The 11,663-nt window shown below is 42.4% G+C and carries 11 protein-coding genes; 7 read left to right on the top strand and 4 right to left on the bottom strand.

The genetic code is table 11. The features are described from left to right. Positions 1-415: 415 nt before the first annotated feature. Positions 416-1,309, top strand: coding sequence for an S-methyl-5'-thioadenosine phosphorylase (gene mtnP, locus JFC10_RS00645; RefSeq protein ID WP_198331212.1), 894 nt, complete (start codon positions 416-418; stop codon positions 1,307-1,309). 127 nt (positions 1,310-1,436) lie between these two features. On the opposite strand, the gene JFC10_RS00640 is transcribed toward mtnP, so the two are convergent. From JFC10_RS00640 to arsS, 4 genes are all read right to left on the bottom strand, one after another. Beyond that, on the bottom strand, positions 1,437-2,075 hold the full coding sequence (locus tag JFC10_RS00640; protein WP_198331211.1) for a TIGR04282 family arsenosugar biosynthesis glycosyltransferase: 639 nt from the start codon (positions 2,073-2,075) through the stop codon (positions 1,437-1,439). Between the two features lie 17 nt (positions 2,076-2,092). Continuing rightward, entirely contained in the window at positions 2,093-2,812 is a 720-nt protein-coding gene (locus JFC10_RS00635; protein ID WP_198331210.1) for a TIGR04283 family arsenosugar biosynthesis glycosyltransferase, read from the bottom strand. Positions 2,813-3,037: 225 nt separating this feature from the next. Next, positions 3,038-3,232 carry a hypothetical protein gene (locus JFC10_RS14825; protein WP_227685900.1) on the bottom strand — a complete coding sequence of 65 codons (195 nt, stop codon included), beginning with the start codon at positions 3,230-3,232 and terminating at the stop codon, positions 3,038-3,040. 61 nt (positions 3,233-3,293) lie between these two features. Beyond that, a complete protein-coding gene (gene arsS / locus JFC10_RS00625) occupies positions 3,294-4,274 on the bottom strand; it encodes an arsenosugar biosynthesis radical SAM (seleno)protein ArsS (RefSeq protein WP_198331209.1) in 981 nt (326 codons plus the stop codon). Positions 4,275-4,904: 630 nt separating this feature from the next. Here arsS and JFC10_RS00620 point away from each other — a divergent pair. The 6 genes from JFC10_RS00620 to JFC10_RS00595 all read left to right on the top strand — a co-directional run bounded on the left by JFC10_RS00620 (position 4,905) and on the right by JFC10_RS00595 (position 11,618). Then, positions 4,905-6,644, top strand: a complete 1,740-nt coding sequence (locus tag JFC10_RS00620; protein ID WP_227685901.1) for an amidohydrolase — start codon at positions 4,905-4,907, stop codon at positions 6,642-6,644. A gap of 135 nt (positions 6,645-6,779) precedes the next feature. Next, positions 6,780-7,736, top strand: a complete 957-nt coding sequence (locus JFC10_RS00615) for an alpha/beta fold hydrolase (protein WP_193011121.1) — start codon at positions 6,780-6,782, stop codon at positions 7,734-7,736. Positions 7,737-7,879: 143 nt separating this feature from the next. Continuing rightward, positions 7,880-8,701: a 2,3,4,5-tetrahydropyridine-2,6-dicarboxylate N-succinyltransferase gene (gene dapD / locus JFC10_RS00610; RefSeq protein WP_193011120.1), complete on the top strand. Its 822-nt coding sequence runs from the start codon at positions 7,880-7,882 to the stop codon at positions 8,699-8,701. A gap of 228 nt (positions 8,702-8,929) precedes the next feature. Continuing rightward, positions 8,930-9,661 carry a 7-carboxy-7-deazaguanine synthase QueE gene (queE, locus tag JFC10_RS00605; protein ID WP_198331208.1) on the top strand — a complete coding sequence of 244 codons (732 nt, stop codon included), beginning with the start codon at positions 8,930-8,932 and terminating at the stop codon, positions 9,659-9,661. A 61-nt stretch (positions 9,662-9,722) separates the two neighbouring features. Next, complete coding sequence (locus tag JFC10_RS00600) at positions 9,723-10,877, top strand: multidrug resistance efflux transporter family protein (protein ID WP_198331207.1); 1,155 nt, start codon at positions 9,723-9,725, stop codon at positions 10,875-10,877. A gap of 105 nt (positions 10,878-10,982) precedes the next feature. After that, the gene (locus tag JFC10_RS00595; protein ID WP_198331206.1) at positions 10,983-11,618 is read left to right on the top strand and encodes a trimeric intracellular cation channel family protein; all 636 of its coding nucleotides are present in this window, start codon (positions 10,983-10,985) and stop codon (positions 11,616-11,618) included. Positions 11,619-11,663 lie beyond the last annotated feature (45 nt).

The following is an 11,663-nucleotide window of genomic DNA, read 5'->3' as shown; positions in this document are numbered from 1 at the left end:
GCTATAAATAAACTGCCATCTACATTCTCTTCTACGCTCAAAACCTTATATTCGAAGCCATTTAGGTCAAGTGGCAGCAGCTTTTGTAAGCAATCAAAAGCTAAATATAGTTTTGCTATGCGGAACAATGTTTCATTAGTTATCTTATTTAAACAAAGTTTGTGTCGATTGTAAACCTTTATAATCATACAAATACAAACGAGGTTATTTGACCAAAAATACTGATATAGAATGACTGAGTGGTATGCCTGAATGTATTTTTATAATACTGTAGGCTTTGTTGTATTTCATATATAAAACCTAAGCGGGCATTTTTTAAAGCAGCTAACTTAAAGTAGACGCAGTCTGAATAATACATTCGTCACCACATATATTGGCAACTTTATCTTTTATTCTAAAAATCTGGAAAACCTTTATGACAACATCTAGTGTAGAAAAATCAGCAGCGGTATCTGCTGATATCGCCATCATTGGTGGTAGTGGTCTTTATCAGATGCAAGCGCTAAGCAATAAGCGTAACGTAAAAATATTGACGCCTTTTGGTACACCTTCTGACGATATTGTCTTAGGTGAATTGAATGGCATAACGGTCGCCTTTCTAACTCGTCATGGTCATGGTCACAAACTCACTCCTTCCGAAGTCCCCTATCGTGCCAATATTTATGCCCTCAAAACTTTGGGCGTACGTTACGTCATTTCGGTATCGGCAGTGGGGTCGCTAAGAGAAGCGCTTAAGCCATTAGACATGGTCATTCCTGATCAAATGATCGATATGACTAAGTATAGAAACAGCAGTTTTTTTGGGGAAGGTGCAGTAGCACACGTCGCGATGGCTGATCCTTTATGTCCTAAAGTCGCGGATATTCTAACGCGTGCTTATGTTCAGGCGCAGATAGCTGAAGGTCAATGTCATGCAAAAGCCACGTATGTCTGTATCGAAGGGCCACAGTTTTCCACTCGTGCAGAGTCACACTGGTATCGGCAGATGCAAGCGGACATCATCGGTATGACCAATATGCCAGAGGCTAAGCTTGCTCGTGAAGCAAGTATGGCTTACGCGACGCTAGCCTTAGTAACAGATTTTGATTGTTGGCACCCTACTGAGGAAACTGTTAGCGCCGATTACGCTATTCAGAATTTGATGAAAAACGCCGATAATGCGCAGCACGTTATTAAGCAAGCGGTCGCCCTACTCGCTGCAGAACAGCCCGACTCTATTGCTCATAAGGCTTTAGCTCAAGCGTTAGTAACGCCAGTAGAGGCGATGAGTGAAGAGACTAAAACCAGACTGTCAGCATTATTGCCTTAGTCATACGAATTTATAATCAACAAAAAGCCATCGAACTATAATCAGCCTAATAGGGTCAACAAAATAGCTTGATGGCTTCTTAATACATAAAAGCTCCAAATGATAAGGCGTTCTTAATTCTTAATCCTTAATAACCATCAAGCCAGCCATTTGGCAAATACTGCAAATCTTCAGGCTCATCAATATCAGGCAAAGGTGCTAACAACGCTACAGACCAACTCAATTCTGCCAAGCGCTGTTGAGTAACCTTTGCTACGCTCGCCGTACTCCATTCGATATTGCTGAATAAATGAGCAGCAACTTGCTTAAAGCCAAACAGCACATAGCCACCATCAAAAGCAGGAATCATTACGCTATCTTGTGCCTCTAATTGCTGTGCAGCCTGTCGCATACGAATAGCTGTGAGACTAGGACAGTCCGTACCGACTAATAAAACCTTTTTAAAATTTTTTAATTCAATAGGTTGTAATGCACGCTGACTGGCGGTTAACATACGCAAACCCAAGTCACCATCCGCTTGCGCTGACCAATGCAGCGATTCAGGCAAACCAAGCGTTTGCCAGCATGGATCAGTTGGCGCAGGACTGACACATAGCTCAACCGTGAAGCCAGTAGCGACGGCTTGTTCAATACTATGTAATAGTAGTTTACGCGCCATGTGTACTGCGCCTTCCATACCAAGTGCCGGCTGCAAACGGGTTTTTACCCTACCCTGTGCAGGGAATTTAGCAAAGAGAATAATGCAAGTTTGTTGGTTTTGATTCATGGTAAGAGTTTGTTCATTTATTTATAATAACGCTGCCTGATATTATCAGCTGATACGCCGCGCCAATAATCAAAACGTAGATGCCACATCAACATAATCGTCCGCCAAGTACCGTGCTGTTGCCAACGTCTTGCTGATGTGATGACTTTATTTTTTAAACAAGCAGGTTTGGCGATACTTTTAAGATGCTTACACAGCTCAATATCTTCCATTAAAGCTTGGTTAGGATAACCACCGATTCGCTCAAATAAAAACTGGCTAATAAAAATGGCTTGGTCGCCTGTCGCGATTCCGCTCAACCGTGAGCGCCAATTAATCATTTGACTGACCAATCGCAGTGTCGGCTGGCAACTGTCTATTTGCACATCAAAACGTCCCCACTCTGCCAGTTTCATCGCGTCAGAAACGCTATCGATAGCGTCAACTGGTAGCCGAGTATCGGCATGCAAAAACAACAATACCTCGCCAGTTGCTAACGCTGCACCTGTATTCATTTGCTGCGCTCGCCCTGCGACTGACGCTACATTTTGCCAGTCTATAAGTAAGTTACTATCAATCTTTAGACTTTCTATGGCTTGCTTAGCAAGTACCACAGAATTATCTGTTGAGCCACCATCGACCAATATCACTTGCTGCGGTACTGGACTTAGCCTGTTGATATTATCAAACAATAAAGGCAAATTATCGGCCTCATTGAGCACTGGAATAATAATAGAAACCGTAGCAATAACTGTCATAACTAGCCGCATTCTTATTTTTTATTTAAAGTCCAATTGTAATCGGTATAGCCAATCTTCATTTTGCCTGCTTTTAGATCAGCCGCTTGCGACTTATTAAGCTCTAACGAGGAGCTGTAACGAGCCAAAAACCCCACCAATACCTTTACTCGACTTGATATTAGGATACTTGGTCAAAGCCAGCTTTACGGTGCTAGCATTATAGACATTGATCAAAAATGCCAACTACTCATTTTTATTCCAACGATCAAACTCCGATTGAGATACTTTGCTAGTAGCCGCCATATAACTGTCAAGCTTGCTCTTATCGGCTTTCATACCGTTATAATTAACGACAGACGCTTTGCCACCGTTGGTCGTAGTGACCTTTTTATCAATAAACGACTGCTTAAAAAAAGCTTTTACTATTAATTCTTGCACTATTAGATGTTGGTCTATTCAAAACTAACAGGAGTCACTCCGCTTCAATCGATGATGTTTTTTATATCGTCTGATCTGTTGCCTCTTCTTCTAGCGCACCACCACAGCTACTTCCCTGCCCTGCCGTACAGCCATAGCAATGATCTGCAATGGCAATGTCATCGCCAGCGGGGTTTTGCGTTAATAAATCGCTTAGATGCCGACGAGACTTGTTAGGCACTGGAATCTCTAATTGCTGATTGAAGTCGCAATCAAATAGTTCACCCAGCCAATTGACACTGATAGTCGAACGGCACATGACTTCGGTTAAATTGGTAGCCACATAATTGGCTTTGAGCAAGTCCATATAGGGATGGAATTGGTTTTTAGCCAATAGTACCGCACCAAAGCGCTGAATAGGCATATTGGTCAAGGCAAATAACTGATGAAATTCAATATCGAAATGCGCTTTTAGCTCGCGCTTATAATCCGCTTCTAGTTGTTGCTGATTGGGCGGCAGCGTCGCACCTTGCGGGTTATAGACGAGGTTCAGCGTTAGCCCTGACCCTTTCTTACCGTAGCCAAACGCGTTGAGCTTATGCAGTCCTAATATACTGCCATCAAATGCACCTTTGCCGCGCTGCTTATCGACATTTTCTAATGAATAACAAGGCAGAGAAGCCACCACTTCGACCTCGTTGTCTGCCAAAAATTTCGCCATGTCCTCGTACCCTTCTTCCATCAGGATAGTCAGATTACAGCGATCAATCACTCTTACACCCAAGTCGCGAGCGGCTGTGACCAAATACTTAAAGTCTTCGTGCATCTCAGGCGCACCGCCCGTTAAATCAAGCGTCTCGATATTTTGCGCTTGCAAGACTTCTAGAATCAACTCAACAAGCTCACGCGACATCATCTCTGTACGGTAAGGACTGGCAGCCACGTGGCAATGGACGCAAGACATATTGCATAAGTAACCCATATTGACTTGTAGCGTGGTTAACTCACGACGTTTAATCGCGGGGAAATCCGTGTGTTCGAGTAATTTGATAGTTGATTTCATAATGCTATAAAACCCCGTTAGTAGCACCCCTAAAAGCTAGAATGGCAACGCAAAAACAAAAGATTAGAAAAAGATAAACATACATGCAAGAAATTGATTTTTATAATTATCTTATAAAACCAACACCTCATTTTTATCCTCATTACCTTACGATTTATCTAATTAATCATACCTGATTGTGAATGAGTATTGATAACTAATAGCGTGATTTTTACCTTTTATTCCAAATGAGCATGACGTTTCGTAGGATGTCATACTGCACTTATCAATTTGGCTTTTGAGAGCTCGTATCCAACTGGCAATGCCACAGCTGTCAGCACAAGAACCTAAACATAACATTGGCATATTTGGTTGATTGCAGTATTTTTATTGATTGTATAGTGACATATAGATTCGCTGCTGATATATAACAAAGAGGTCTCTAGGGTAAGCGTTTGATAAAGTCGCAAAACTCTTAAATAGCATTGACCGCACAAGGCTTTGTCGTTAAATTGAATGTAATATTCATCTCTCTAAAAATAACGTTCACTGATGATATATAAATGTTTTTAGAATATAAAAACTCATCACTTATCAATGCTTATGACACACGGACGATATAAGCATCAAACTACCTTTAAGGATAACGTAATGAAGATGAGCACATTACTCAAACCGACTGTACTGAGCATTGGATTAATGAGTGTCGTAGGCTGTACCACCATGCAGACCATGACTAAAGATGCAAGCAACTCAGCAACTGTCTACTACAATGGCAATATCATCACGATGGAGGGCGAACAGCCACAAATGGCTGAAGCTTTAGTCACCCAGGCGGGCAAGATTGCCTATGCTGGCAATTTACAAGAGGCACAATCGAAATATAAAAATGCCGCACAGATCAATCTGCAAGATAAAACTTTATTACCTAGCTTTATCGATCCACACAGTCATTTTGATATGGTGTCGAACACCATGGGTCAGGTCAATCTCAACCCGCCACCCATCGGTAAAGTCGATAGTATTCCCAAAATGATGCAAACGCTAAAAGATTATAAAGTGGACAATAATATTGCTGATGGCGTTTGGATATTTGGTTGGGGTTATGACGAAACTCAGCTTGCTGAGGGGCGTCCTCCAACCAAAAGCGAGATTGATAAAGTATTGCCAAACAACCCTGTTTATTTACAACACACGAGTGGTCACATGGGCGTGGCAAACAGCAAGGCACTAGCCGCGATGAATATCACTGCTGACACTAAAAATCCATCGGGTGGTAATATTGCTCGGATTAAAGGCTCTAATGAACCAAACGGCCTCGTACAAGAGACGGCGATTTATCCGTTCATGCGTAACATGCTAGAGATATTAGCACCGAATCAAGCCAAATTCTTTGCGCAGACGCAAGATTACTATGCAAAGAATGGCATAACAACGGCACAAAATGGCTCAACGACCCGAAACACCATTCAGTTTTTTCAAAAACAAGCCGATGCTGGTAAGCTCAAAATTGATTTGGTCGCGTTGGCAGGGGTGAGCGACTTGGATGAAAATTTGGCTGATAAAAACTTCGTATGGAAAACCTATCAAAATGGTTTAAAAGTACAGGGTACTAAAATCATCGCAGATGGCTCACCACAAGGCAAGACCGCCTATTTTAGTCAACCTTATCTCACGCCAGTTCCAGATTGCGAAAAAGACTGCCGTGGTCTGCCAAGTGTCAGCCAAGATGAGCTAAACGAGATGTTTGTCAAAGCCTATGCTCGCGATAATCAGCTCTTTATCCATAACAATGGTGATGGCGCAACCGATATGCTGATCAAAGCACACGAGTATGCCGTCAAGAAGACTGGTCAAGCGGCTGATAAAGATCGCCGTACTGTGCCCATTCATGCTCAATTCGCCCGACCTGATCAGCTAGCAGCATTCAAAAAATACAATATGGTGCCGTCATTCTTTACCAACCATACTTACTTTTGGGGAGACGTGCACGTTAAAAACTTAGGTAAAAAACGTGCTGACTTTTTAAGCCCTATTGCCACTGCTGATAAAATGGGACTTAAATATACCAATCACTCTGATGACACAGTGACACCTGTCGATCCGCTATTTTCAGTCTGGTCAGCAGTCAATCGCACCTCGCGCACAGGCAAAATCATTGGTGAAAATGAGCGAGCTACGCCTTATCAAGCGTTGAAAGCCATTACCAGCAATGCCGCTTATGAGTATTTTGAAGAAGACAGCAAAGGTACTTTGACGCCAGGAAAACTGGCTGATTTGGTTATCTTAGATGCCAACCCATTAATCATAGAGGCAAGCAAGCTCAAAGATATCAAAGTCATAAAAACCATTAAAGAGGGTAAAACGATTTACCAACATCCAGTACAATAGTTCATGATAAGCGCCGTATAATAAGCCAAATTTTAGCAGGCGATTAAAAATTGTCATGCCTGCTATTCATTAAGAGCATGAGCCCTTAAAACTACTTATTAAAATCATTCATTAAAACTATTCAAGGAACCTCATATGAGTACTAACACCGATACAGGTAACGACCACATTCTCTCCTCTGACAACATTCATTACTTGCATCATAATTTTTTTGAACCAAGCCATGAAAACACAGCGGTAAAGGCCACGTTACTGATTGTGCATGGTATGGCAGAGCATAGCGGACGTTACGCAGATTTCGCTCAATTTTTAGCCGATAATGGTATCGCAGTAGCGACGTATGATCATCTAGGTCATGGGCAGACAGTAAAAACAGAAGCGGATCTAGGGTTTTTTGGTGAAGAACATCCTGTACAGTCACTGTTAAAAGACGTCATCGTCATGGCAGATAGCTTAAAAAACCGCCATCCTGATGTACCGCACTTTATAATGGGGCAATCTATGGGCTCGTTTATTGTGCGTAACGTCCTAAAGCACCATGCACACAATTTTACAGGTGCTATTTTGATGGGCACAGCAGATGCCAACCCATTAACTAAAGTACTACTCCCAGTCAATAAAGTACTGGCAAAAGTGGCACCTAGAAAACCAAATACGGTGCTTGCCTCGGTGATGAATAAAGTCCTGAACAGTAAGCTCGAAGATCGCATATCTTCATCGGAATTTGCATGGTTAGCTGAAGACTCTGCTGCCATTGAGGCCTTTGAAGCAGATCCATTAACGGGCTTTGATTTCACCAATAATGGCTTTATGACATTATTCTGTTTGATGGAAACTGGCTTAAATAAAGGCTGGTCAACGACCATCCCAAAAGACTTCCCGATGCTGTTTATCAGCGGTGAAGATGATCCTATTGGAGATATGGGTAACGGCATCCGCAAAATTGTCACGCGCTTAAACAAGCAAAACTTCAGTCAGGTAGATATCCAACTCTACCCAAATATGCGTCATGAGCCCTTGCATGAAAAAGACCATCAAACAGTTTATGAAGATATCTTAGAATGGATAGAGAGCCATACCCAAGACAATTAAGCGCAGCGCTCATCTTGGCAGTTAACTCGTTTGCTAAAAGTCGCCAAATTAGCGACAATACGGCAAGCAAGTTTTTACTCCAATTCATACGAGTTATTTAACGACAATATATGCTTTACCTTTCACTAACTTTAGGAACCTTTATGTCATTACAACAAACCATCGAACAAGCTTTTGAAAACCGCAATGAATACAGCCCAAGCAACATGCCACAAGACGTGCGTGACGCGATTGAGCAAGTACTTGAGCAGCTAGATAACGGCAGCCTACGCGTTGCAGAAAAGAAAGATGGCGAATGGGTCGTCAATCAGTGGGCAAAAAAAGCCGTTTTGCTATCTTTTCGCTTAAACGACAACTATGTTCAGGCAGCGGGCGAACATGTGCAATTCTATGACAAAGTTCCGACTAAATTTGCCAACTGGACTGAAGCACAGTTTAAAGAATCAGGCGTACGCGTAGTACCACCAGCGGTTGCTCGTAAAGGTTCATACATCGCAGCCGGTGCAGTTTTGATGCCATCGTATGTCAACATCGGCGCGTATGTCGATCAAGGCGCGATGGTAGATACATGGGCGACTGTGGGTTCATGTGCTCAAATCGGCAAAAACGTCCATCTGTCAGGTGGCGTTGGTATCGGCGGTGTATTAGAGCCATTACAAGCAAACCCGACTATCATCGAAGACAATTGCTTCATCGGTGCGCGTTCTGAAATCGTTGAAGGCGTAATCGTCGAAGAAGGCGCTGTTATCTCGATGGGTGTATTTATCGGTCAATCAACGCGCATTTATGATCGCGAAACTGGTGAGATTCATCGTGGCCGTGTACCAGCAGGCTCAGTCGTCGTACCAGGCAGCTTACCGTCAGAAGATGGTACGCACAGCTTGTACGCTGCTATCATCGTGAAAAAGGTGGATGCGCAAACCCGCGCTAAAACATCAGTAAATGAGTTATTACGTCTAGCCTAAATATCTAGCGTGTACGATTTTTTTGTAAGTGAAATTGTTTTAAATGAAGATGCTGGAGGATGACTCCAGCATCTTTTTTGCAGCTTAATATAGGCTGTTGCGTTATAATCCATTTTTTTGGTTTGGCTTTATGCAAACACAAAACCATCCACACAACCACCTGCCTTTTTTATTACGATTGCTAAGTGCCTAATCCCATTATCAATCTTTAACTGTATTTGACATATTATGAGTGAATCACTATTACGCACCGCCGCCATTCCTGTCACTGACCCTGAAGCGGGTCTACGTTTGACAGAAATTTTTTATTCTTTGCAAGGTGAAGCACTGACCTCAGGCTTACCGACGATATTTGTACGCTTGACCGGCTGTCCACTTCGCTGTGTCTATTGCGATACTGAATACGCCTTTACTGGCGGCGAGCGTCAATCACTAGAAACTATTATAGAGACCATCAAAAGCTATCCTTGCAAGCGCATTTGTCTGACTGGCGGCGAGCCTTTAGCACAGCCAAACGCCATCGAACTGATGAAGCGCTTACTGAATGACGGTTATGAAATATCGCTTGAAACCGCAGGCGCGCTCACGGTAGCAAACGTGCCGAAAGCGGTCAGTAAAGTCATGGATCTCAAAACGCCAAGCTCAGGCGAAGTCGATAAAAACCTATGGTCAAATCTCGACTACCTCACCCAGCATGACCAAATTAAATTTGTCATTATGAATCGTGAAGATTACGACTGGGCAAAAATCAAGCTGTCTGAGCATAAATTGAATGAATTGGTCGATACGGTTTGGTTTTCACCGATGTTTAATGTCTCAGAGGATATAGACGAAGAGGTCAGCCCCGATGTACCTGTATTAGCGCGCGAACTTGCAGAATGGATTTTGGCTGACGCCCTGCCCGTACGCTTCCAATTGCAACTGCATAAAATCATTTGGGCAGATGCCAAAGGCAAATAACAATCCAATAATTTGAATGGATATTCATCATAAATAGCGAGCCAAGGATAGGAATGTAGGTATGGTCAAACTCATTTTATTGGGCTTATTGGCGGGTGCATTTTTCAGCTCGACATTTGTCTTAAACGAAGTTATGAGTGCTGCTGGTGGGCATTGGTTTTGGTCAGCTAGCCTTCGCTATGCATTTATGTGGTTAATACTCACAGCCATTATAATTATGCAGCATGGTTTTGGCCGTATTAAAGAGCTGATGACTGTCTTTTGGCAACATTGGGGCTTTTGGTGTATTACGGGTAGTATAGGTTTTGGCGTTTTTTATACAGGGATCTGCTACGCAGCCGACCATGTCGCAGGCTGGGTAGTTGCGGCGACCTTTATGTTTACGGTGGTCGCAAGCTTACTCGTGTTACTAGCGTTCGGACAACGTTTTGATAAAAAATTCATTGCTTATGCGTTATTAGTATTTGTCGGAGTGGTACTGGTTAATATTAGTGAAGGACTGCATGCAGCTTCTTTACTAAATGCTGATGCAGTGCCTATGAAAGATATGCTGCTTTATGGCGCCTTGCCTGCGCTAGTGGCAGCCTTTAGCTACCCCATTGGTAACCAACTGGTTTGGCAGGTATCTTACAACACTCGTAAACGTAGTGCCGAGACTATTAGCACTCAAAAAAGTGATGTCCAAACCAACGAAATTAGTAAACAGACACCCTCACTTATCACAGAAGCACCTACATTGTCAGCCGATATGAGTCATACGGTAGACATGATCGATACCTTGGACATCAACCACCCTACTCAAACCTTGCCTACCTCTTTCCTGCAAAACTTAATCGCACGTATACCTACTATCAAAACTACTTTACTGCAAAATGCTTTCAACAAAGTATGGTTAATGACCTTGGGTAGTTTGCCATTTTGGTTGGTTTTAGGTCTTGTCGTTCGTCCTGATTTGCCAGACACTAAGCAGGTATTCAATACATTACTTGTGGCTTTATTAGCAGGCGTCGCAGCAACCACTATCTTTTTATATGCCCGAGAAAAAGCGGAAACGTCAAGCGAAGTTGCTGGTGTTGACGCAACGCAAGCCAGTGAAGTGATATTTGCATTGATTGGTGGTATGTTATTGCTAAACAATACCTTACCATCAGCGATGGGCTTGATAGGTATTGGCCTGATCATAATAGGACTTATCCTATTTGCAAAAGATGGCTAAACTGCCACCTAAAATCATATCAATTCCTAGTGAAATTATTAATATAAACAACTTAAAAACTAGCCCAGCCACTCTTTTTATGGCCACTATATTGGTAATATAATCATGGTTAATGATTTAATTTTTCCTGATATTTTATTATATTTATTAGATATGGTTGGTGTGATTGCTTGTGCGATCGCAGGCACATTGCTTGCCCAGCACAAAGGCTTCGATATTGCGGGCTGCATCTTGGTATCCATGGTCAATGCCATCGGCGGCGGTACGCTACGTGATATGGTACTCGACCGTCATCCACTATTTTGGATGACGGACCTCAATTATGTGATCATCATCACAGTGACATCGCTTATTTTGCAAATATTTTTTCATCTGTATCATAAAATTGATAATGCGCTGAAGCTTTTTGATGCTATTGGGTTGGCAGCTTTTAGCGTGATTGGTTTTAAGGTGGCGTTGACTCAAGATGTATCGCCTGTCATCGCTATTATGATGGGGGTCTGGACGGCCATTATCGGTGGTATGCTACGTGATATTATTTGTAATGAGATACCACTGGTACTACAGCGTGAGATTTATATTACTGCTAGTATTGCAGGTTCTGTGACGTATTTAATTTTGCAGCATTTTGGCGTCAACGCTGGCATCAATGAGTTTATCATGTTGATTATTATCTTTGCCGTACGTATGCTGGCGCTTAAGTTTGATTGGCACCTGCCCTCTATTCGCTTAGTCGCTTAGAGTAGATTTAAGATAATTAAATATCTTAATGGCTATATTACTATC

The sequence above is a fragment of the Psychrobacter aquimaris genome (genome assembly GCF_016107525.1).
Classification (GTDB): Bacteria; Pseudomonadota; Gammaproteobacteria; order Pseudomonadales; family Moraxellaceae; genus Psychrobacter; species Psychrobacter aquimaris.
The sequence above is the reverse complement of the archived record's forward strand: the minus strand, read 5'-3'. Positions and strand labels throughout refer to the sequence as shown.